The sequence below is a fragment of the Streptomyces sp. AM6-12 genome, from assembly GCF_044327085.1.
Lineage (GTDB): Bacteria > Actinomycetota > Actinomycetes > Streptomycetales > Streptomycetaceae > Streptomyces.
Genome location: NZ_JBIQWN010000001.1, coordinates 1,519,422 through 1,542,213, shown reverse-complemented (window position 1 = coordinate 1,542,213; position 22,792 = coordinate 1,519,422). Strand labels below are relative to the sequence as shown.

18 protein-coding genes are annotated in these 22,792 nt (G+C 73.9%); 13 read left to right on the top strand and 5 right to left on the bottom strand.

Annotated elements, in window-relative coordinates; translation table 11 throughout:
* Positions 1-368: 368 nt before the first annotated feature.
* Positions 369-743 (top strand): ATP-binding protein, encoded by a 375-nt coding sequence (locus ACE4Q9_RS06910; protein ID WP_397987144.1) that lies wholly within the window; start codon positions 369-371, stop codon positions 741-743.
* Between the two features lie 87 nt (positions 744-830).
* Here the strand turns inward: ACE4Q9_RS06910 and ACE4Q9_RS06905 are convergent, their stop codons facing one another.
* On the bottom strand, positions 831-1,901 hold the full coding sequence (locus tag ACE4Q9_RS06905; protein ID WP_397983332.1) for a DUF2637 domain-containing protein: 1,071 nt from the start codon (positions 1,899-1,901) through the stop codon (positions 831-833).
* A gap of 430 nt (positions 1,902-2,331) precedes the next feature.
* On the opposite strand from ACE4Q9_RS06905, the gene ACE4Q9_RS06900 reads away from it, so the two are divergent.
* Positions 2,332-3,045, top strand: a complete 714-nt coding sequence (locus ACE4Q9_RS06900) for a GntR family transcriptional regulator (RefSeq protein ID WP_397983331.1) — start codon at positions 2,332-2,334, stop codon at positions 3,043-3,045.
* Between the two features lie 73 nt (positions 3,046-3,118).
* On the opposite strand, the gene ACE4Q9_RS06895 is transcribed toward ACE4Q9_RS06900, so the two are convergent.
* The 3 genes from ACE4Q9_RS06895 to ACE4Q9_RS06885 form a co-directional block, all read right to left on the bottom strand.
* Entirely contained in the window at positions 3,119-3,631 is a 513-nt protein-coding gene (locus ACE4Q9_RS06895; protein ID WP_397983330.1) for a DUF2231 domain-containing protein, read from the bottom strand.
* Positions 3,632-3,730: 99 nt separating this feature from the next.
* On the bottom strand, positions 3,731-4,498 hold the full coding sequence (locus ACE4Q9_RS06890) for a hypothetical protein (RefSeq protein WP_397983329.1): 768 nt from the start codon (positions 4,496-4,498) through the stop codon (positions 3,731-3,733).
* Positions 4,499-4,662: 164 nt separating this feature from the next.
* Positions 4,663-6,345: a PucR family transcriptional regulator gene (locus ACE4Q9_RS06885; protein ID WP_397983328.1), complete on the bottom strand. Its 1,683-nt coding sequence runs from the start codon at positions 6,343-6,345 to the stop codon at positions 4,663-4,665.
* A gap of 293 nt (positions 6,346-6,638) precedes the next feature.
* On the opposite strand from ACE4Q9_RS06885, the gene ACE4Q9_RS06880 reads away from it, so the two are divergent.
* The 6 genes from ACE4Q9_RS06880 to ACE4Q9_RS06855 all read left to right on the top strand — a co-directional run bounded on the left by ACE4Q9_RS06880 (position 6,639) and on the right by ACE4Q9_RS06855 (position 14,026).
* A complete protein-coding gene (locus ACE4Q9_RS06880; RefSeq protein WP_397983327.1) occupies positions 6,639-7,529 on the top strand; it encodes an FAD binding domain-containing protein in 891 nt (296 codons plus the stop codon).
* Entirely contained in the window at positions 7,529-8,101 is a 573-nt protein-coding gene (locus ACE4Q9_RS06875) for a (2Fe-2S)-binding protein (RefSeq protein WP_397983326.1), read from the top strand. Before ACE4Q9_RS06880 ends, ACE4Q9_RS06875 begins: the two co-directional genes overlap by 1 nt.
* Before the next feature lies 1 nt (position 8,102).
* Complete coding sequence (locus ACE4Q9_RS06870; protein WP_397983325.1) at positions 8,103-10,487, top strand: xanthine dehydrogenase family protein molybdopterin-binding subunit; 2,385 nt, start codon at positions 8,103-8,105, stop codon at positions 10,485-10,487.
* A 147-nt stretch (positions 10,488-10,634) separates the two neighbouring features.
* The gene (locus ACE4Q9_RS06865) at positions 10,635-12,092 is read left to right on the top strand and encodes an NCS2 family permease (RefSeq protein ID WP_397983324.1); all 1,458 of its coding nucleotides are present in this window, start codon (positions 10,635-10,637) and stop codon (positions 12,090-12,092) included.
* Positions 12,093-12,143: 51 nt separating this feature from the next.
* Entirely contained in the window at positions 12,144-13,298 is a 1,155-nt protein-coding gene (locus ACE4Q9_RS06860) for an XdhC family protein (RefSeq protein WP_397983323.1), read from the top strand.
* Between the two features lie 86 nt (positions 13,299-13,384).
* A complete protein-coding gene (locus ACE4Q9_RS06855; protein WP_397983322.1) occupies positions 13,385-14,026 on the top strand; it encodes a LysE family translocator in 642 nt (213 codons plus the stop codon).
* 91 nt (positions 14,027-14,117) lie between these two features.
* On the opposite strand, the gene ACE4Q9_RS06850 is transcribed toward ACE4Q9_RS06855, so the two are convergent.
* Positions 14,118-14,558, bottom strand: coding sequence for an SRPBCC family protein (locus tag ACE4Q9_RS06850; protein WP_397983321.1), 441 nt, complete (start codon positions 14,556-14,558; stop codon positions 14,118-14,120).
* Between the two features lie 344 nt (positions 14,559-14,902).
* On the opposite strand from ACE4Q9_RS06850, the gene ACE4Q9_RS06845 reads away from it, so the two are divergent.
* From ACE4Q9_RS06845 to ACE4Q9_RS06825, 5 genes are read left to right on the top strand one after another with little or no spacing between them, the layout of a single operon-like run.
* Complete coding sequence (locus ACE4Q9_RS06845; protein ID WP_397983320.1) at positions 14,903-16,723, top strand: trypsin-like serine peptidase; 1,821 nt, start codon at positions 14,903-14,905, stop codon at positions 16,721-16,723.
* On the top strand, positions 16,720-18,948 hold the full coding sequence (locus tag ACE4Q9_RS06840; RefSeq protein ID WP_397983319.1) for a tetratricopeptide repeat protein: 2,229 nt from the start codon (positions 16,720-16,722) through the stop codon (positions 18,946-18,948). The genes ACE4Q9_RS06845 and ACE4Q9_RS06840 overlap by 4 nt, the downstream gene beginning before the upstream one ends.
* 31 nt (positions 18,949-18,979) lie before the next feature.
* The gene (locus tag ACE4Q9_RS06835; protein ID WP_397983318.1) at positions 18,980-20,476 is read left to right on the top strand and encodes a VWA domain-containing protein; all 1,497 of its coding nucleotides are present in this window, start codon (positions 18,980-18,982) and stop codon (positions 20,474-20,476) included.
* Complete coding sequence (locus ACE4Q9_RS06830) at positions 20,473-21,405, top strand: hypothetical protein (protein WP_397983317.1); 933 nt, start codon at positions 20,473-20,475, stop codon at positions 21,403-21,405. Before ACE4Q9_RS06835 ends, ACE4Q9_RS06830 begins: the two co-directional genes overlap by 4 nt.
* Positions 21,402-22,670 carry an ABC transporter substrate-binding protein gene (locus tag ACE4Q9_RS06825; RefSeq protein WP_397983316.1) on the top strand — a complete coding sequence of 423 codons (1,269 nt, stop codon included), beginning with the start codon at positions 21,402-21,404 and terminating at the stop codon, positions 22,668-22,670. Before ACE4Q9_RS06830 ends, ACE4Q9_RS06825 begins: the two co-directional genes overlap by 4 nt.
* Positions 22,671-22,792 lie beyond the last annotated feature (122 nt).

The window sequence follows — 22,792 nt, the reverse complement described above, 5'->3', positions numbered from 1 at the left end:
TGAACGTGTTCGACCAGGAGGGGCAGGGTTCGAGCGGCGTGCGGGCGGGGGCCATGAAGAGGCAGGCACGAGGGGGCGGTCCCGTGACCACCGGGGCCCCCTCCGCGGAACCGGGGGACGGCACGGGGGAAACCTCGGGGGAAGTTCAGGGCGTCGTCAGGGAGACCGTGGGCACCCTGCGGGCCACGGGGGCCGCGCAGGTCGCCAGGGAGTCGCCGGGGCGCCTGGTGCGGGTGCCCGCCGACGATTCCCCGCGGGACGATTCCTTACAGAACGGGCGCGACCGGCGGGACGCCCAGGACCGGCGCGGCGGACGCGGCCGGGCGGCACAGCGGACGCAGCCACCACCACCGCAGTCGCCGCAGCGGCTGTGGCGCCGGCTCGGGCGGGCGGATCTGCGCTCCGTGCCCGAGGCCCGGCGGGAGCTGCGCGAACTGCTGCGGGACTGGGGCAAGCCGGGCCGCTCGGAGATCGCCGAGCTGCTCACCAGCGAACTGGTCACCAACGCGCTGGTGCACACCGACGACGACGCCGTCCTCACCGCGGTCGTGGCACCCGGCGGACTGCGCGTGGAGGTACGGGACTTCGTGCCCCGAAGACCCGAGGTGCGCGCACCGGATCCGGACGACGACACCCATGGCCGGGGCATGGTCCTGGTGGAGTCCCTCGCGGACGCCTGGGGTGTACGGCCGCACGGGGTCGGCAAGTCGGTGTGGTTCGAGCTGGGCGCCGAGGCGGCATAAGGAACCACGGACAGAGGCGGGCGGCGGACATGGGTCGGGGGCGCGACCCGAGCGGGCGCGCCCCCGACCCGTGAAGACCGGTCATCCCTAGCCGAACTGCTGCTCCAGGTCCTTGAGTTTGCGCTCCAGGGAGTCCAGGCGGGGCAGGGCCATGGTGTCGTCCTCCGCGGTGAGGTCGACGGTCACCGACTCGGACCCTTTGGCCACCGGCTCAGACCCTTTGCGGACCGGCTGGAGGGAGGGACGGGAGGGCACCGGCAGCTGTTCCGCGGTCGCTATGGCAGGCTCCGCTGTGGTGGCGCCCGAGGAGCCGCGCTCCATCGCCTGCACCTCGACCTGCCGGCCGCCGCCGACCCGGTTCACGAACCGGCCGTGGCCCCGGCTGATGGCCTTGAGCTGGGCGCGCTCCATCCGCTGCTGCTCGCGCCTGCGCTGGCGCGACTGCTCCTTCTGCCGGTTGTCCTCGCGGACCTCCTCGACGGCCTCGTCCAGGCTGCGCACGCCCTCCAGGAGCATCAGCGACCACGCCTTGTAGGTCTCGCGGGGGGCGCGCAGCCAGCGCACGATGCGGATCTGCGGCAGCGGGCGCGGCACCAGACCCTGCTCGCGCAGCGCGGCGCGGCGGGTCTGCTTCAGCGCGCGGTCGAACAGGACGGCCGCCGACAGGGACATGCCGGAGAAGAACTGCGGGGCGCCCGCGTGGCCGGCGCCGCGCGGCGCGTGCACCCAGTTGAACCAGGCCGCGGCCGCGGCGAACAGCCACACCAGGATGCGCGAGCCGAGGGCCGCGTCACCGTGGCTGGCCTCGCGCACCGCGAGGACGGAGCAGAACATGGCCGCGCCGTCGAGGCCGAACGGCACCAGGTACTGCCAGCCGTCGGTCAGGCCGAGGTTCTGCTCGCCGAAGCCCACGAGGCCGTGGAAGGACAGGGCGGCCGCCACCGCCGCACAGCAGAACAGCAGCACGTAGGAGGCGGTGCCGTAGACGGCCTCCTTGCGCCTGCGGCGCTCCTCGCTGCGCTCCCAGGAGTCGTCCGCACTCGCGTTCTCCCCGGCAGAGCGCTTTCCGCGCGCGAGTACCGCCACCGCCGCGACCATGCCCAGGAGCAGTACGACGCCCGGAAGCAGCCAGTTCAGCGATATGTCGGTCAGTCTCATCAGGGGTCCCTTGCATTGGGATAGGGCGTAACGCCCGCCATATTGACCCACTCCGGGCGGCCCTCAGGGGGTTTCGCGGCAAGAGGCCGCCAAGAGGGTGCGAGGGGGTGCCCGGGGACGGCGATCTGCTCGAACTGCCGCTTGAGGGGCGGGAGTTGAGTTCGAATAAGACTACCCGTACGGATGGTTCCTCGGAAAGTTCCCGTGAAAGGTGAGGAAGTTGTGCATCACCTGTCCGTGCGAGGCGGTCCGGATCGAGTTGATCTTAGTGGACCGCGGGGGTCCGCTCGTCCCGCTCGCCCGCCCCGGACCTTGCTCCCGGACCTCGGTCGAGTTTGACGTACCGCTCGGTACGTCTAGGGTGCTTGACGAACAACCGACAACCCGTCGTTAATGACCCCAAGTACCGACAAGCCGCCAGGAGGACCCCGTGAGGCAGGGCGCGCAGGGCTCCGCGGCGGCGTACACGCACGGTGAGGGGCTGGTTCCGGGCCCGCGCAGGCCCGCGGGCGAGCGGCCCGTGATACAGCGGTCCTCGGTGCGCGGGCAGATCCTGGAGGCGCTGCGCACGGCGCTGGTGACGGGCGAGCTGAGGCCGGGGGAGGTGTACTCGGCGCCGGTGCTCGGGGACCGCTTCGGGGTCTCGGCGACGCCGGTGCGCGAGGCGATGCAGCAGCTCGCCCTGGAGGGCGCCGTCGAGGTGGTGCCCAACCGCGGCTTCCGGGTCGTCGAGCGGGGGGCGCGGGAGCTGGCCGAGCTGGCGGAGGTGCGGGAGCTGATCGAGGTGCCGGTGATGCTGCGGCTGGCCCGTACGGTCCCGGCCGCGCGCTGGGCCGAGCTGCGGCCGCTCGCGCAGGACACGGTCCGGGCGGCGGCGTCCGGCTGCCCCGCGACGTACGCCGAGTCCGACCGCGCCTTCCACCGCGCGATGCTGGCCCTGTCCGGCAACGAGGAGCTGGTCCGCATCGCCTGCGAGCTGCACCGCCGCGCCCAGTGGCCGCTGGTCGGCGCCCCGGTCCGGCACGCCCGCGCGGACCTGGTCGCGGACGCGGCCGAACACGTGTCCCTGCTGGAGGCGCTCGTCGCGCGGGACCTGGAGGTGGTGCGGGACCTGGTCGCGGAGCACTTCGCGGGCGCGGCCTGAGCGGAGGCGACGCGCGCCGCCCTCCGCCGTGAGCTGCCGCGCGGCTCCCCGCACCCCACCCCTTCAGGGCGCCTCAGGAGCCGTCGCCGCCCTGGTCACCGTGCGCCGACTTCGAGAACCCGTCGTGCCAGGCCGCTCGCGCCCCCGAGTCGCCGATCCGGTACACGTCCACGACCGCGCCCACCGCGATCACCGCGGACAGCAGCCCGAGAACGATCCGCACGGGCAGCGCGGACCAGCGCGAGCCGCCGCCCTCGGCGCGCAGCACCGCGCGGGCCGCCCACCACACGACCACGGCCAGCACGAACAGTCCCAGCGCCCAGGGCAGCAGCCCGTCGCCCAGCTCGGTGTGCCTGCGGACGAGCGGATCGTCGTCGACGTGCCGCTCCAGCCACTCACCGGCGTTCGTCGTGAGCGGCACGCTGACCAGGGACACGAGACCCAGCGCGGGCAGCAGGACGCCGAGCCGGCGCGCTGCCTGCGGCCACACCGCCGCGGCGACCAGTGCGAGGGCGGTCAGCGGGACCAGCACCACGACGACATGGACGAGCAGGACATGGGCCGGCAGCCCGTTGACGAGGGTCATGCGACGCTCTCCTGGAGTGGGGGTCTCGGGGCGCGTCACACTGGCACGGCCGTCTCTCAGTTCCCTCTGAGCACGCCCCCGCGCCTCACACGCCCCCGCTCACGCCGTGGCCGGTCCCGCGGCCGGTGGGACGAGCTGCGCCGCCAGCCACGTCGGCACGCCCCCCAGGAGGCGGAACAGCCGCCGTGCCTCGTCCCGCAGCCGGGACGCCGCCGGTTCGTCCTCCGTGTCCGCCAGGGACACCAGCGCGGGCGCCGTTCCGACGAGGTACCCCAGTTCCTCCCTGATCCGCAGCGACTCGGCGAACCCGTGCCGCGCCTCCGCCAACTCCCCGTCGCGCAGGGCGAGTCCGGCGAGATGGCGCCAGGTGAACGACAGCAGCAGCGGATCGGCGTGGGCGGTCGCGCCCGCGTGCGCCCGGCGGTACGCGGCGCGCGCCGCCTGCGGGGACCGGGACAGGTTCTCCGCGAGCAGCCCGCGCCGGAAGTCCAGCAGCGCCCGCCCCGCCGCCCCCGGCGGGATCAGCGCCGCCGCCCGCCCCAGCGCGGCCCGCGCCTCGTCCACCCGGTCCCGGACGCCGTGCAGCGTCGCGGCGTACGCGAGCTGCCCGCGCTCGCACGCGGCCGCGCCCCGCTCCTCGTCGGTGTGCGCGAGCGCCTCCGCCGTGCGCAGCGCGTCCTCCGCGTCCGCCCAGCCGCCCTCCGTGTACAGGCAGCGCTCCACCAGCAGCATCGCCCGTTGCAGCGCCGCGTCCGGCGTGTCCGCCGGCAGCAGGGCCGCGGCGTCGGCCCAGCAGGCCCGCGAGCGCAGCCGCCATACCGCGGTCTGGAGAGGATCGTCACCGGCGGTCGTTCCGTTCCCAGACATGGCGGTATACGCCACGTTGACCTCCCCAGGCACGCCATCGGGCTGTTGAGTGGTGGCGGCATTCCAGCACCGATCGCCACACCTGGCCAAGGGGGTGGGTGAAAGATTTCACAAAGTCGTGGGGGCGCGGCGGGGCCCGCTTCGTCCGCTTCGCCCCGCCCGGCTCAGCTCATCCGCAGCGCCAGGAAGAAATCGAGCTTGTCCTCCAGGCGCGACAGGTCCCGTCCCGTCAACTGCTCGATCCGTCCGACGCGGTAGCGCAGCGTGTTGACGTGCAGGTGCAGACGGGTGGCGCAGCGGGTCCAGGAGCCGTCGCAGTCGAGGAACGCCTCCAGGGTCGGGATCAGCTCCGCGCGGTGCCGGCGGTCGTAGTCCGTCAGCGGGTCCAGCAGCCGGGCCGTGAACGCGCGCCGCACGTCGTCCGGGACGAACGGGAGCAGCAGCACATGGCTGGCCAGCTCCTGGTGCCCGGCCGCGCAGACCCGGCCGGGCCGGGCCGCCGCCACCCGGCGGGCGTGCCGGGCCTCCTCCAGGGCGCCGCGCAGCCCCTCCGCGGAGTGCACGGCCGCGCTGACGCCGAGCGTGAGCCGCCCGTCGCCGTCCAGCCCCGCCGACAGCGGCTCGCGCACCACCTGGAGCAGCGCGTCGGCGAGCAGCCCGGTCTCCGCGCCCTCGCGGTCCGCGGCGACGGCCGGTACGGCGGGCAGCGGGACCAGCGCCACCGCCTCGTCCCCGGTGTGCGCCACGGCGATGCGGTCTGCGGCCTCGGGGCCGGTCGCCAGCGGGTCCACCAGGACCTCCTCCAGCAGCGCCTGCGCCACCGAACCGCCCTCGACGTCCCCGCCGTCCCACTCCACCTGCGCCACCACGACCTGCCAGTGCGGGGCCGCGCCGAGGCCGGGCAGCAGCACGGGCGCGGCCACCCGCAGCCGCGCCGCGATCTCCGCGGGCGCGGCGCCGGTCTGCACCAGCTCCAGGATCTCCTGGGCGAGCCGGCGCCGTACCGTACGGGCCGCCTCCCGGCGGTCGCGCTCCACGGCGATCAGCTGGGTGACGCCCTGGAGCAGGTCCATGCGCTGCCCGTCCCAGTCGCCCGCGTCCGCCTCCACGGCCAGCAGCCAGTCCGACAGCACCGTCTCGCGGACATCGCGCGCGGCGCCCGGGGCCCGCCCCGAGGAGCGGATCGGGAAGAGCGAGTACGTCGTGCCGCCCAGCGGGACCCGGTGCGGGGCGCGCCGGCCGGAGCGGGTGGCGGCCAGGTGCTCGGCGGCCAGCCGGGCGCAGGTCCCGGCGGGCAGCTCGGGGCCCGCCACCTTGGAGCCTGCGATCAGCCGGCCGGTGGGGGAGAGCACCCAGGCGCGCAGGTCCAGGTCGGTGCCGAGCAGGTCGAGCACCACGTCGGGGCCGCCGCCCGCCGGGCCCGAGGTCATCATCCGGCGGTGCCGGTCCACCACGGCGGCCAGGTCCCCGGCGCGCTCGCCGGACACCTGTCGTACGACATGCTCGGTGACCGTCGCGAAGGCCACCGACTCGTCCACCGCGAGCAGCGGCAGCCGGTGCTTGGCGCAGGCCGCCACCAGGTCCTCCGGCACCCCGCCCAGCTCGGCGGTGCCCGCGGCGAGGGCCGCCACCCCGGCCTGCACCAGCAGCCGTACGAACGGCTCCGAGTCGGCCGCGTCCCGCCGCCAGGCGAGGCCCGTCAGCACCAGCTCACCGCCGGACAGGTAGCGGCTCGGGTCGCGCAGGTCGGTCGTCATCACACCGCGCACCGAGCGGTCCAGCTCGTCCTCGCCGCCGAGCAGCAGCAGGCCCAGCGCGTCGGTGTCCAGCAGTGCGCGCAGCCGCATCTCAGTTGCCGCCGTTTCTTGTCTCGAAACCTACGATGGATCTTCGGAGGGGGACGGGGGAATGGCCGCTTCCCCGGGAAAACGGAGAGGTTGCCGACGTCCTCCGTTCATACGAATCTACAAGATGCTTCACCTGGCCAGCGAACTCCTTCATGGTTTCGGTGACTGACCCCGTCGGAGTACACGGCGGTGTACTGATTTCACTCCACGTCAACACGACAGGAACGAGCCGGGCCCGCCGCACACGGATTGGCTCAAATCCGCAGAACCCAAGACGAAGAAGAGAGCCGGTCATGGACTTCCTTCGCCCCGCCAGCTGGGAGGAGGCGCTCGCCGCGAAGGCCGAGCATCCCACCGCTGTGCCGATCGCCGGTGGTACCGATGTGATGGTCGAGATCAACTTCGATCACCGCAGGCCCGAGTACCTGCTCGACCTCAACCGCGTCGGCGATCTCTACGAATGGGAGACCGGCGAGGACGCCGTACGGCTGGGCGCCTCCGTGCCCTACAGCACGATCATGGAACAGCTCCGTGCCGAGCTGCCGGGCCTCGCGCTCGCCTCGCACACGGTCGCCTCCCCGCAGATCCGCAACCGCGGCGGCGTCGGCGGCAACCTCGGCACGGCCTCGCCCGCCGGCGACGCCCACCCCGCCCTCCTCGCCGCCGGCGCCGAGGTCGAGGTGGCGTCGGCGGCGCGCGGGACCCGGATGATCCCGATCGACGACTTCTACACGGGCGTCAAGCGCAACGCGCTCAAGCCCGACGAGCTGATTCGCGCCGTACACGTCAAGAAGGCGGACGGCCCGCAGCAGTACTCCAAGGTCGGCACCCGCAACGCCATGGTCATCGCCGTGTGCGCCTTCGGCCTCGCCTTGCACCCGGAGACCCGCACCGTGCGCACCGGCATCGGCTCGGCCGCGCCCACCCCGGTGCGCGCCAAGGCCGCCGAGGAGTTCCTGAACGCCGCGCTGGCGGAGGGCGGCTTCTGGGACAACGGGAAGATCATCACCCCCTCCGTCGCCAAGCAGTTCGCGGACCTGTGCGCCGCCGCCTGCAACCCGATCGACGACGTCCGGGGCACTGCCAGCTACCGCAGGCACGCGGTCGGCGTGATGGCCCGCCGGACGCTGACCTGGACTTGGGAGTCGTACCGCGGCGCCCGCCACACCGAGGGAGCTGCGTGATGCGCGTCAACTTCACCGTCAACGGACGCCCGCAGGAGGCCGACGACGTCTGGGAGGGCGAGTCCCTGCTCTACGTGCTGCGCGAGCGGCTCGGCCTGCCCGGCTCCAAGAACGCCTGCGAACAGGGCGAGTGCGGCTCCTGCACCGTACGGCTCGACGGCGTGCCGGTCTGTTCCTGTCTGGTCGCCGCCGGACAGGCCGAGGGCCGGGACGTGGTGACCGTCGAGGGCCTCGCCGACCACGCACGGCAGCGTTCCGAGGGCGACTCGGACGGCGTCTCCCTGGACGCGGCCAAGGGCTGGGCGGCCAAGGGCGGCACCGACTCCCAGGCCGGCGAGGGCACCGAACTCGCCCCGATCCAGCAGGCGTTCATCGACGCCGGCGCCGTCCAGTGCGGCTTCTGCACGCCGGGCCTGCTCGTCGCATCCGACGAACTCCTGGAGCGCAACCCGAATCCGTCCGACGCCGACATCCGCGAGGCGCTGTCGGGCAACCTGTGCCGCTGCACGGGCTACGAGAAGATCATGGACGCGGTCCGTCTCGCGGCCGCCCGCCAGTCCGAGGGGGTCTGACATGCCGGCCAACGGCGTTCCTGCCAAGATCACACAGGGCTCGGGCACCAAGGGTGGCATCGGCGAGTCCACCCTGCGCCCCGACGGCACCCTCAAGGTCACCGGCGAATTCGCCTACTCCTCGGACATGTGGCACGAGGACATGCTGTGGGGCCAGATCCTGCGCTCCACCGTCGCACACGCGGAGATCGTCTCCATCGACACCTCCGAGGCCCTCGCCCTGCCCGGCGTCTACGCCGTCATGACGTACGACGACCTGCCCACCGAGGTCAGGCACTACGGCCTGGAGATCCAGGACACCCCGGTCCTCGCGCACGGCAAGGTGCGCCACCACGGCGAGCCGGTCGCGATCGTCGCCGCCGACCACCCGGAGACCGCCCGCCGCGCCGCCGCCAAGATCAAGGTGGAGTACCGCGAACTCCCCGTCGTCACCGACGAGAAGTCGGCCCTCGGCCCGGACGCCATCCTCATCCACGAGCACCGCGACGACCACCACATCGGGCACGTCCCGCACCCGAACATCGTGCACCGTCAGCCGATCGTGCGCGGCGACGCCGCCGCGGCCGCCGCCCGCGCCGATGTGATCGTCCAGGGCGAGTACACCTTCGGCATGCAGGACCAGGCGTTCCTCGGTCCGGAGTCGGGGCTCGCGGTGCCCGAGGAGGACGGCGGCGTCCACCTCTACATCGCCACCCAGTGGCTCCACTCCGACCTGCGTCAGATCGCGCCCGTGCTCGGTCTTCCCGAGCGCAAGGTGCGGATGACGCTGTCCGGCGTCGGCGGCGCGTTCGGCGGCCGCGAGGACCTGTCCATGCAGATCCACGCCTGTCTGCTGGCGCTGCGCACCGGCAAGCCCGTCAAGATCGTCTACAACCGGTTCGAGTCCTTCTTCGGGCACGTCCACCGCCACCCGGCCAAGCTGTACTACGAGCACGGGGCCACCCGCGACGGCAAGCTGACCCACGTCAAGTGCCGCATCGTGCTGGACGGCGGCGCCTACGCCTCCGCCTCCCCGGCCGTCGTCGGCAACGCCTCCTCGCTCAGCATCGGGCCGTACGTCGTGGACGACGTCGACATCGAGGCCATCGCCCTGTACACCAACAACCCGCCCTGCGGCGCGATGCGCGGCTTCGGCGCGGTCCAGGCGTGCTTCGCGTACGAGGCCCAGATGGACAAGCTGGCGAAGCGACTCGGCATGGACCCGGTGGAGTTCCGGCAGCTGAACGCCATGGAGCAGGGCACCATCATGCCCACCGGGCAGCCGGTCGACTCCCCGGCGCCGGTCGCCGAACTCCTGCGCCGCGTCACGTCGATGCCGCTGCCGCCCGAGCGCCAGTGGGAGTCCAGCGAGGGCGCCGACGTACGGCAGCTGCCCGGCGGCCTGTCCAACACCACGCACGGCGAGGGCGTCGTACGGGGCATCGGCTACGCCGTCGGCATCAAGAACGTCGGCTTCTCCGAGGGGTTCGACGACTACTCCACCGCCAAGGTGCGCATGGAGGTGATCGCGGGCGAGCCCGTCGCCACCGTGCACACCGCGATGGCGGAGGTCGGGCAGGGCGGCGTCACCGTGCACGCCCAGATCGCCCGCACCGAACTCGGTGTCGCCCAGGTGACCATCCACCCGGCCGACACCCAGGTGGGCTCGGCCGGCTCCACCTCCGCCTCCCGGCAGACGTACGTCACCGGCGGTGCCGTCAAGAACGCCTGCGAGCTGGTGCGCGAGAAGGTCCTGGAGATCGGCCGGCGCAAGTTCGGCTCCTACCATCCCGCCTGGGCCACCGCGGAGTTGCTGCTGGAGGGCGGCAAGGTCGTCACCGACGGCGGCGAGGTGCTCGCCGACCTGGTGGACGTCCTGGAGGACGAGGCCGTGGAGCTGGAGGAGGAGTGGCGGCACCGGCCGACCGAGGCCTTCGACCTGCGCACCGGCCAGGGCAACGGCCATGTCCAGTACTCCTTCGCAGCGCACCGCGCCGTGGTCGAGGTCGACACCGAACTCGGCCTCGTCAAGGTCATCGAGCTGGCCTGCGCCCAGGATGTCGGCAAGGCGCTCAACCCGCTCTCCGTGGTCGGCCAGATCCAGGGCGGCACCACGCAGGGCCTGGGCGTCGCGGTGATGGAGGAGATCATCGTGGACCCGAAGACCGCGAAGGTCAGGAACCCCTCCTTCACGGACTACCTGATCCCGACCATCCTCGACACGCCGACCATCCCGGTCGATGTCCTCGAACTCGCCGACGAGCACGCCCCCTACGGGCTGCGCGGCATCGGCGAGGCACCGACCCTGTCCTCGACCCCGGCCGTCCTCGCGGCGATCCGCAACGCCACGGGCCTGGAGCTGAACAGGACGCCGGTACGCCCGGAGCACCTCACGGGCACGGCGTAACGCCCCCCGCCGGGCAATCGCTCACCCCCGGCCCACCCCCCAACACGTGCCACACCGGGCCGTCCCCCGGGTTACGTGCACATCCCAAATCCCGCTCAGCTCACCGGAGTTGACCGGGTGCCCCTGTGAACCTTGGGAGACGGCACCATGACCCAACCATCAGTGGAGCCCAGGACCACGGCCGAGGACGCCGGCGACGGCAGCCGCGTCCCGGCCGGCCGGTCCTGGCTCGACCGGTACTTCCACATATCCCGGAGAGGATCCACGGTCGCGCGCGAGGTGCGCGGCGGCGTCACCACCTTCATGGCGATGGCGTACATCCTCCTCCTCAACCCCCTGATCCTGTCCGGCCAGGACGTCCAGGGGCACACCCTCGGCCAGAAGGCCCTGATCACCGCGACCGCGTTCGCCGCGGCCCTCACCACGCTGCTGATGGGCTTCGTCGGCAAGGTGCCCCTCGCGCTCGCCGCCGGCCTGTCCGTCTCCGGCGTGCTGTCCGCGCAGGTCGTGCCCAACATGACCTGGCCGCAGGCGATGGGCATGTGCGTGGTGTACGGCGCGGTCATCATGCTGCTGGTCGTCACCGGCCTGCGCGAGATGATCATGAACGCGATCCCGCTCGCGCTCAAGCACGGCATCACCATGGGCATCGGCCTGTTCATCGCCCTCATCGGCTTCTACAAGTCCGGCTTCGTGCACCCGGGCAAGGGCACCCCGCTCAGCCTCGGCCCCGCGGGCCAGCTCACCGGCTGGCCGGTGCTCCTCTTCGCCGGCACCCTGCTGCTGATCTTCATGCTCCAGGCCCGCAACGTGCCCGGCGCCATCCTGATCGGCATCGTCTCCGGCACCGTCGTCGCCGCCGTCCTCAACGGGCTCGGCGTGATCGACCCCCGCCAGTGGGCCTCCGGCGCGCCCGAACTGCACGGCAGCGCGGTCTCCATGCCGGACTTCTCACTGTTCGGGAACGTCGGTTTCGGCGGCTGGGGCAAGGTCGGCGGGATGACCATCGCGGTGATCGTCTTCACCCTGGTGCTCGCCGGGTTCTTCGACGCGATGGCCACCATCATCGGCGTCGGCACGGAAGCCGGGCTCGCCGACGACAAGGGGCGGATGCCGGGGCTGTCCAAGGCGCTGTTCATCGACGGCGCGGGCGGGGCGATCGGCGGAGTGACCGGCGGCTCGGGACAGACCGTGTTCATCGAGTCGGCGACCGGCGTCGGAGAGGGCGCCCGTACGGGGCTCGCGTCCGCGGTCACCGGACTGCTGTTCGCGGCCTGCCTGTTCTTCACCCCGGTGACCGCGATCGTCCCGCAGGAGGTGGCCTCCGCGGCGCTGGTGGTCATCGGCGCGATGATGCTGATGAACGCGCGGCACGTGGACTGGGGCGACCGGGCCACGGCGATTCCGGTCTTCCTGACCGTCGTCCTGATGCCGTTCACGTACACGATCACCACGGGCGTCGCCGCGGGAGTCGTCTCGTACACGGCGATCAAGGTGGCCCAGGGCAGGGCGCGGGAGATCGGCGCGTTCATGTGGGGGCTGACCGCGGTCTTCCTCGTGTACTTCGCGCTGCACCCCGTCGAGGGCTGGCTCGGCGTCCACTAGGGACGCGGCGGCGCCCCTCTTTTCGAGCAACCATCCTGAGGAGACCGACAGATGCTGGACATCGCCGAGGAGCTGAACCGTTGGATCGGCCAGGGGCGTGACTTCGCGGTCGCCACCGTCGTCGCCGTCGGCGGCAGCGCGCCCCGGCAGCCCGGCGCCGCGCTCGCGGTGGACGCCGACGGCACCGCCATCGGGTCGGTCTCCGGGGGCTGCGTGGAGGGCGCGGTGTACGAGCTGTGCCAACAGGCGCTGAAGGACGGGGAGAGCGTCCTCGAACGGTTCGGATACAGCGACGAGGACGCCTTCGCGGTCGGCCTGACCTGCGGCGGAGTCATCGACATCCTGGTCACCCCGGTCCGGGCGGACGATCCGGCCCGGCCGGTGATCGCATCCGCGCTGGCGACCGCCGCCCGCGGGCGGGCGGCGGCGCTCGCCCGGATCGTGGCCGGCCCGGCCGGACTGCCGGGCCGCGCCCTGCTCGTGCGGCCCGACGGATCGTACGACGGCGGTTTCGGTGCCCACCCCGAGCTGGACCGCACCGTCGCCGCCGAGGCCCGCGCCCTGCTGGACGCGGGCCGCACGGCCACCCTGGAGATCGGCGCCCGGGGCTCGCGCTGCGGCGCCCCGCTCACCGTCCTGGTGGAGTCCTCCGTGCCCCCGCCCCGGATGATCGTCTTCGGCGCGATCGACTTCGCCTCCGCCCTGGTCCGCGTCGGCAAGTTCCTCGGCTACCACGTCACCGTGTGCGACGCCCGCCCGGTCTTCGCCACCCGCACCCGCTTCCCCGAGGCCGACGAGATCGTGGTCGAGTGGCCCCACACCTACCTGGAACGCACCGGGACCGACGGCCGAACCGTCCTGTGCGTCCTCACCCACGACGCCAAGTTCGACGTACCGCTGCTGAAGGTTGCGCTGCGCCTCCCGGTCGCCTACGTCGGCGCGATGGGCTCCCGCCGCACCCACCTCGACCGGGCCCGCCGCCTGCGCGAAGTCGGCGTAAGTGAACGCGAGTTGTCCCGCCTGCGGTCCCCGATCGGCCTGGACCTCGGCGCCCGCACACCCGAGGAGACGGCCCTGTCCATCGCCGCGGAGATCGTCGCCGCCCGGCGCGGCGGCAGCGGCGCCGCCCTGACCGGCGGGCACACGCCGATCCACCACGAGACGACGGGCACGGCGACGACGGCGCGGATCGGCTCGGTGGCCTGAGCCTCGCGCCCCACCCGCCACGAGAACCCGACGCCGCCCGGCGAAAAGCGATTGCCGCGCGCTCCGGCCCTGTGTTCCATGAGGACATGGTCTCCACCGACCGGCTGCTCGCCTTCGCGGCGCTGTCCCTGCTGCTGATCGTGATACCCGGCCCGAGCGTGCTGTTCGTCGTCGGGCGGGCGCTGGCGCACGGCCGCCGCGCCGCGCTGACCACGGTCGCCGGGAACACCCTCGGCGCGTACGTCCTCGTCGCCGCCGTGGCCCTCGGCATCGGACCCGTGGTGGAGCGCTCGGCCCTCCTGTTCACCGCGCTCAAGCTCGCGGGCGCCGCCTATCTCGTCCACCTGGGCGTCAGGACATGGCGGCAACGCGGTTCGCTGCGGGCCGCGCTCACCCGGTCGGGACCCCCGGAGCGGAGTGGCCTGCGCACCCTGGGGGAGGGCTTCGCGGTCGGCGTGGCCAACCCCAAGACGATGGTGTTCTTCGCCGCCGTACTGCCCCAGTTCGTGGACCGCGCGCAGGGGCGGGTGCCCCTCCAGATGCTGCTGCTCGGCCTGGTCTTCAACGTCCTCGCGCTGGTATCGGACAGCGTCTGGGGCCTGGCCGCCTCCGCCGCCCGCGGCTGGTTCGCCCGCTCGCCCCGCCGGCTGTCCGCGGTCGGCGGCGTCGGTGGCCTGACGATGATCGGGCTGGGCATGGCGGTGGCGGTGACCGGACGCAAGGACTGAACTCCGGCCGGAGGTAAGGCTGTTCGCCCGCCCCGAGCCGGTCCCTCCGGGGCCGCCGAGCCCCCCGCTCAAGCCCGCGTAGCCGTCCCGTTCAGGCCCGTCTGAGCAGCCGGTTCAGTCCACGTCCGAACACCGCCCGGCCCGTGCGCTCGACCGCGCCGTCCAGGGCGCGGGGCAGGAAGCGCAGCCGCAGCTCCTCCTGCCACACCACCCGGCTGCGGCCGCCGGGCCCCGGCCGGACCTCGATCCGCGCCCAGCCGAGCACCACCCGGCCCCGCTTCTCCAGCCGGCACAGCCCGCCCTCCCCGTTCGCGGGCGGACGCCAGACGGTCACCTCCATGGTGTCGTCGACGGCGAGCGGACCGACGCCGGTGCGCGCCGTGAAACGGGTGCCCACGCCGGTCGGGCCCCCGGTGAGCACCCTGATCCGGGTCAGCGGCACGGTGCGGGAGTGGCGGGGCCACTCGGTGACCCGGCGCCATGCCTCGTCCAGGGGGAGCGGCACGGTGCGGGTGAGGCAGAAGGTCGGCACGTGCCGATCGTAGGCAATGTGCCCGGCTGGACCGGGAGCTCGCCACCGTCTCACCCGGTCGGCCCAGTCCCGCGGTCGCTCAGGGCCGGTAGACCTTGCCGGTGTACCCGCGCTGCTCGAGGGCGCCGATGGTGCGGGGCGCGGCGGGCACGGTGCCGCGTGCGGCCCTGCGGCGCGCGCGTCGGCGTGGGCTTGCGGCAGTCGGTGCCGCCGAGGCCCGCCTGCGCCCCCTGCTTGCGCACGGTGCTCGGCGAGGTGGTGCCGACCTGGGCGGGCATTTTCGCATCCGGCCGCCTCGTGCACACCAGTGGTTCCGGGCCGGTACGGGGAGTAACCTCGGCGGCATGACGCGCACGGGGGAGCGAGCCGTCAAGTCCCGGTTACGCACGCCGACATGGATCGCCCGCATCGAGGCACCGGACGGCGGGGTGCTCGGTGCCGGGGTGCTGCTCGCCCCCGACCGGGTGCTCACCGCCGGGCATGTCGTCACTCCCGGCGTGCGGTACGCCGTACGGCTCGTCGGCGTGCCCGGACAGGGCGCGGTCGCCGCCACCGTCCACCCGGACGAGCACGTACCCGAGCAGGAGGACGCGTTCGGCGACCGCAGCGGCGACCTCGCCCTGCTGCGCCTCGCCGAACCACTGCCCGCCGCACACGCCACCCGCCTCTACCGGCTGGCCTCGCCGCACGGTCCGGTGAGCATGTACGGCTTCCCGGCCGGCGACGACGGCGGTCGCTGGCACGGCGCCACCCTGGTCGCCGCGCGCGGCCGGGACAGCCGGGTGCAGCTGCGCCCGCTCACCCCCGGCGAACTGGCCGCCCCCGGTTTCAGCGGCGGCCCGGTGGTCGACCATGCCACCGACCAGGTGATCGGCATCGTGCTCAGCGTGGACGAGGGGCAGGTGTCCGCCTTCAGCCAGATGAGCCCCACCGAGACCATCCTCAGCCATCTGCCGCAGGTCGCCGCCTGGACCGACGGCGCCTCGGCGGTCGACCCCCGGCTGCGCGGCCGGGCGGCGGGCGGCGCGGGGCGGCTCGACGTGCCCTTCGCCACCGAACTCGCCGGGTGGTTCCGGGGCGAGGGCTGGCCGGTGCTCGTCACGGTCGTACCGGCCCGCGGCGATCGCGCCTTCACCCTGGAGCGAGCCGTCACCCTCGCGGACCGCGAGCTGCGCACGCACCGCAACACCAGCGCCTTCAGTCACGACCCGCCCGAGACCGTGCCATCGGCCGGGGCGCACGATCTCGCCCTGGACGTACGGCAGTTGGCGGCGGACCAGGTCATGGACCGGATCGCCGAACGCCTCGGTGTCCGCGACGACCCCCGGCCCGAACGGCTCGCCACCCTGCGCGTGCCGCTCGCCGCGGTGCTGGTCGGCGTCGACCAGAGCGCCGAACCCGAGGCGCTGCTCGCCCTGTTGGAGCGGCTCGCCCGGCACGGCGCCCGGCTGCTGCTGGTCCACCGCCGCGAGGGCGGGGCCGAGCGGGCCGCCGAGCTGCTGGTGCACCGGCCGCTGCGCGAGCGGTGGGACCGGCTCGGCGCGGAACTCGACCGGATCGTCGACGTGCTGGGGCCCGCGCTGGACGCCCGCCGGGACCGGGTGACGGCGGGGCCCGGCACCGAGCCGCTGATGGGCCAGGCCGAGACCGCCGTCGGCCGCAGCCTGATGCTGCGGGCCTGGGTCGCGCACAGCTCCGAACAGGACCGCGGACCCCGGCGCGCCGACCTGCTGTTCACCTTCGAGGACGCCGCCGAACGCCGCGGCCGACGCCTGGAACAGGCCCTCGACCTGCTCGACGCCCGGCTGCGCCGCTGGGAGGAACTGCGCGGCCGGGTCACCGCCCAGTGGCCCCTGTGCCGCCGCCGCGCCGAGGACCAGGGCGACCGGGTCCTGGCCGCCTACCGCCTCTACGAGGCCGCCCTCACCCAACTGCGCCGGACACCGTGCGACATCGAACACGCGGAGGCCGCGGCGGACCGGTTCACCGGGTTCTGCTCGGGCGTGACGGGGGCGGGCGGGCCGCGGAGCGACGCCGAACCCGGCCACCCCACCCCACCGCCCGAGCCCCTCACCCATCCCAGCGAACACGCCCGCACCCCCGACCAGCACCTCCCCTCTCCCCCTCGCGGCGCCGCCGGCCCCCGGAAGGAGTGCGGCTCATGACCAGCTCCTGTGTCCGGCCCGGATGCGCGGGACGCATCATGGGGACCGGCTACTGCGACACCTGCGGGCACCGGCACGCCGAGCCGCGCGGCGAACCGGCCGCGAGGACCGCCCTGGTCGAGGAGAGTCCGGGGCCGCCGGCCGTGCACGCCGTGGCCGGGGTCGGGGAACTCGACCAGCACGGACTGCTCGTGCTCCCCGAGGTGCCCGAACCCGCGGACGTCCTGCTGGTCGGCGACCCGCGCCCGCCCACCGAGGGCCGCCGCTGCGGCACGGACGGCTGCGGCATGATCATCGGGCTCGGGTACGGCGGCCAGCCCCCCCGCGCCACCGGACGCTGCCCCCGCTGCGGGACGCCGTACTCCTTCCTGCCCCAACTGGCCCGCGGCGACCTGGTCGCCGGGCACTACCGCGTCCTCGGCTGCCTCGCCCGCGGCGGCCTCGGCTGGATCCACCTCGCCGAGGACACCCGTGCCGAGGGCCACCGCGTCGTCCTCAAGAGCCAGATCGACGCCGGCGGCGCACTCGCCCGCCGCGCCGCCGTCGAGGAGCGCCGCTCGCTCACCGACCTGCACCACCCGGACATCGTGCGGATCATCACGTACGCCGAACACCGGCCGCCGGGCGGGACGTCCACCGGCTACCTGGTCATGGACTACATCGGCGGCCGCTCCCTGCAACAGCTGTTCGACGCCGACGACGTCGAACGCGTCTTCCACGGCCGCCCCCGCCTCGACCACGTCCTCACCTACGGCTGCAAGATCCTCGGTGCGCTGGAGTACATGCACGAACGGGGCCTGCTCTACTGCGACATGAAGCCCGCCAACGTCATCCACTTCGGGCGGGCCGTGAAGGTCATCGACCTCGGCGCGGTCCGCGCGATCGGCGACCGCGCGTCCGCCTATGTGTACACCGCGACGTTCGCGCCGCCGAAGGCGGAGATCGACCGGCGCGGCTGGCACGTCGACAGCGACCTCTACACCGTCGGCATGACCCTCCAGGCGCTGGCCCGCGACACCGAACCGGCCCGCGGGCTCGCCCACGACTCCTTCCGCCGGCTCGTCGAGCGCGCCACCCACCCCGAACCCCGCGCCCGGTTCCGGTCGGCCGCCGAGATGTCCCGCCAACTCTGGGAAGTGCTGAGGGAGTTCCGCTGCCTCCGGTTCGGCGAGCAGCTCCCCGAGAGCTCCACCCGGTTCCGCGCCACCGCCGCCAGCCTGGACGCCGGGCTCGGCGCGATCCCCGCCCTCGACCACTGGACCGCCCGCCCCGGCGAGCGCCCGGCGGAGCTGGACGTGAGCCCGCCCTCGCCCGCCGAGGTCGCCGGCGCCCTGCCCGAACCGGTCCCCGATCCCGCCGACGGCGCCGCCCTGGTCCTGGACACCTTCTCGCCCGACGCCCCCGACCAGGTGGCCCGGCAGTGGCCCCGCGACTCCCGCCTCGGCACCCCCGAGACCGCGCTGTGGCTGTGCCGCGCCTACCTCCGGCGCGGCGAGCGGGACGCGGCGGCCGGCTGGCTCACCGAGGCCGAGACCCAGCTCGGCGAGCGCGCCGCCGCCCACGACTGGCGGATCGCCTGGCACCGGGGTGTCCTGCACCTCGCCACCGGCGAAGTGGAGCCCGCCGGCGCCCGGTTCGAGGCGGTGTACCGGGCGCTGCCCGGCGAGTACGTGCCCAAGCTCGCCCTCGGCCACTGCGCCGAGCACGGCGCCCGCACCGCACGCGCCATGCGCTTCTACGAGGCCGTGTGGAAACGCGACAGCGCGCACACCGCCGCTGCCTTCGGCCTCGCGCGCGGCCACCTGGCCGGCGGCGACCGGGACGCCGCCGTACGCGTCCTGGACGACGTGCCGGCCACCTCGCGCCACCACGACGCCGCCCGGATCGCCGCCGTCCGCATCCGCGCCGGCATCCTCGGCGGACTGCCGCCCACGCCCGCCGACCTGGCCGACGCGGCCCGGCGGCTGCCCGAACTGCGCCTGGACGGCGGCGCCGAGGACGGCGAGACCCGCGCCCGGCTGGTCGCCGAGGTCCGCGAGAACACGCTGGGCGGCGGCACCGCGTCCTGGCCGGCCGGGGACCTCCTCGGGCCCGGCGACGAACGCGGCCTGCGCACCCTCCTCGAACACTCCTTCCGCCAGCTCGCCGCCCAGGCCCGCACCGCCCCGGAACACGGCCGGCTGCTCGATCTGGCCCACGCGGTAAGGCCGTTGACCACCTTCTGAGGACACCCATGACCCCCGGGAAGAGACGCCGATGAACAGGGCCGAGCAGATCGAGGTGACGCTTGAGGTCGGCCAGCAGAAGGACCTGCCCGCCGAACCAAGTGGCCAGGAGCGGGGCGAGGAGCGGGAGATGCACGCCATCCTGGAGATCGGCGTGCGCGGCCACGGCGGCGCCGGGCTCACCGGGGGACGGGCGCCGGGCGGCGGGCCCGCGCTCGCCGAGGTGCTGATCGTGGACACCTCCCGCTCCATGCTCTACCCGGCGGCCAAGCTGCACGCGGCCAAGGACGCCACCGTGGCCGCCGTACGGCTGCTGCCCGAGGGCACCGCCTTCGCCGTGCTCTCCGGCCACTTCCACGCCACCGTCGTCCACCCCGGCCCGGACCATCCGGGGCTCGCCGTCGCCGGGCCGGGCGAACGCGCCGCCGCCGTACGGGCCGTACGCATCCTGGACGCCAACGGCGGCACCGCCATCGGGACGTGGCTGGACCTCGCCCGCCGGCTGCTGAAGGACCACCCCGCGCCCGTCAAACACGTCCTGCTGCTCACCGACGGCCGCAACGAGCACGACGACCGGGCCGCCATGACCCTGGACACCGCGCTGGACGCCTGCGAGGGCCGCTTCGTCTGCGACGCCTGGGGCATCGGCGACGACTGGGACGCCGAACTGCTGCTGCGCATCACCCGGCGGCTGCACGGCCGCGCCGGAGCCGTCCGTGAGGAGTCCGAACTCACCGCCGCCTACGAGGAGTTGGTGCACGGACTGCTCGGCACGGCGGTGCCCGAACTGCGCATCCGGCTCACCCCCACCCCCGGCACCGTCATCCGCCAGGTCAAACAGGTCGTCCCCGGCGAACAGGAACTCCTGCCGGCCGCCGGCCCCGGACGCTGCACCGAGTACATCACCCGCGCCTGGGGCGAGGAGGTACGGCACTTCCAGGTGGTGCTGGCCGCCGATCCGACCGGACGGGAACGCGGCGAGGACCTCCAGCTCGCCGCCGCCGAGGTCGTCGTACCCGACTTCGGGCATCCGGTACGACTGCCACGGGCCCGCCCCATCCTGGTGCGCTGGACCGACAACCCGCTCGACGCCTCCCGGCGCCACCCCGGAGTGCACCGGCAGGAGCTGTACCAGCAGGCGAGCGCCGCCGTGGCCCGCGCCTACCGGGCCTGGCTGCGCGGCACCGACGGCCGCGACACCGCGGACCGCGAACTCGCCCGCGCGCTGCGCCTGGCGGACGAACTCGGCGACGCCCGCCTCCTCGTCGCACTGCGCCGGATCGAGGACGTGCCGGGCGGCGGCCGGGTCCGCGGTGGCCTCAAGGACGTCGACTGGCAGCACCTGATCCTCTCCAGCGCCATGACCACCCCGCCGCACCACCCGGCCGCGCCCCCGCCGCCCGCCCCCGAGATCCCCCCGGACACCGACGCCCTCCTGGAGTGCCCGGACTGCGGCTGGCTCGGCCCGGCGGACTCCCTGTACTGCGGTGGCGAGTGCGGCCGCCGGCTGGCCGGGCCGCCGGCATGAGCGCCGGCACCGGCGCCGTACGCGGCAGTACGACCGCCCGCGACCTGGCCGTCCGCCACCGCCTGCTGCTCGCCCTGTCGGCGCTGCTGACGCTCAGCCTCTTCCTGTCGTACGAGGGCGTGCATGGCGACGCCGATCCGCTGCGCACCTCCAGCGCCCCGGCGGTGCTGTCCCTCGACACCGCGCTGTACGCCCTCGGGCAGGCCGAGCGGGACGCCGGCGCGGCGACCCCCACCAGCGACTTCCAGAAACAGATCTCGGTGGCCGCGCAGAGCGTCGCGGCCGCCGCCGGGGACGACGTGGGGGGAGCGTCGGGACGGCAGGCGCTCCAGACCGTCGCCGCGCTCATCACCGTCTACGCGGTCAAGGTGCAGCAGGCCCAAGTCCAGTCCGCCGGGAGCGTGTTGCGCGAGGCGTACCTCAGCTACGCGACGAGCATCCTGGCGGACCCCGGCGCCGGGATACTGCCCCGGCTGAAGGTCCTCCAGGCCCAGCAGCGCGCGGCCGTGCACCGGCAGACCTCCTTCGGCCCGCTGCTGTGGTGCGGCTGGGCCGCGACGCTGCTGCTCGCGCTCGCGCTGACCTGCTGCCTGCTGGAGACCCAGCTGTTCCTGCGCCGCCGCTTCCGGCGCCGCTACAACCGGGGCCTGCTCGGCGCGGGCGCGCTGCTCGCGGCCGGGCTCGCCGTCACGCTGCTGTTCACGGTGTGGACGCACGCGGGGATGGCGGACACCCGGCGACTGCTCGACCGCCCGCTGTCCGGGCGGGAACTGACCGACGCGGGGCGGGCGACCGCCACGTACCTGGCGGACACCGGTCTCCGCGCCGCGGCGGCCGGCTGGATACTGATCGGAGGCATCCTGGTCATGGCACTGGCCGAGACGGGACTGCGGCGGCACATCGACGAGTACCGGTTCAGGCCCCGGTGAGCGGGCGACTGCGCGGCCGCGCCCGGACGGTCACCGTGGTCGCGGGCTGTCTCGTCCTGCTGGCGGCGGCTCTCGTCCTGGGCGACCGCGCCCTCGGCCGGGAGCCTACCGTGACGCTGCTGGCGAACTGGACGGGCCGCGACGAGACGAACCTGCGCCGGGCGGTGATCGAGCCGTTCGAGCGGAAGTACCACGTGCACGTGGACTACCAGGGCAGCTCGGCGGAGAGCCAGGTGCTCGGCGCCGATGTCGAGGCCGGGACGCCACCGGACGTGGTGGTGCTCACCGGGCCCGGCGAACTCGCCGACTACGCGGGCCAGAAGCAGCTCCAGCCGCTCGACGGGCTCATCCCCCGGGAGGACTTCGGCACGTCCTGGGCGATGCCGCTCGCGGACGGGCATGTGTACTGGTTCCCGCTCAAGGCCGACCTCAAGAGCATCGTCTGGTACCCGGCCGGCACCGGCGGGCGGCAGCGTCTCGCGGCGCGGGACGATCCGGAGCGGTGGTGCGTGGGGATGGGCTCGGGCGCGACCAGCGGGTGGCCGGGCACGGACTGGATCGAGGACATCCTGCTCCAGCAACACGGGCCGCGCGTCTACCAGTCCTGGGCGAGCGGCAAGCTGTCCTGGCGCTCGCCGGAGGTACGGCAGGCATGGACGACATGGGGCCGGCTGATGGGCGCGGGCACCTCCGGGAAGCTGCTCCGGCGCACCCTGAAGACGGGTTACGCCCAGGCCTCCGCACCGGTCACGGCCACGCCTCGGGGCTGCACGCTCGAACACCAGGCGTCCTTCATCCGCACCCAGTCCACCGCGTGGCAGCGGGCCGACGGCCGCTACGACCCCTCGGCCGACCTCATTCCGGGCGCCACCGCCAAGGACTCCTGGGAGGTCTCCGGCGACCTGGTCGCGCTCCTGCACGCCACCCCGCAGGCACGGCGGCTGATCCGCTACCTGTCCGCGCCGGCCGCGCAACGCGCCTGGGCCGACGCCGAGTCCGCCTTCTCCGTCGACACCAGGGTCCGGCCCACCGCGGGCCCCGCCTGGCACCGCTCCCTCGCCACCACGCTCCTCTCCCCGTCCGCCACCCACTGCTTCGACGCCTCCGACGCCATGCCGCCGACCCTCCGCGACGCCTTCGCCGAATCCACGATCACCTACCTGGCCCATCCCAGGGATCTGACCGCCCTGCTCACCACCCTGGACACCCTGAGGGAGACACCGGGACAGACGTGGCTGCCGTCGGTGTGCGATCAAGCGCGGTGAGACGCAGGCGGATTGGCGCCGGCTCGTTGGCGTGTGTGTGGGCGGGTGCGAAGGGGATGCGGGCTGGCATGGGTGACTCGGTGCGGTCGGGTCGGCGCGGGTGGGCCGGCGGGAGCCGAACC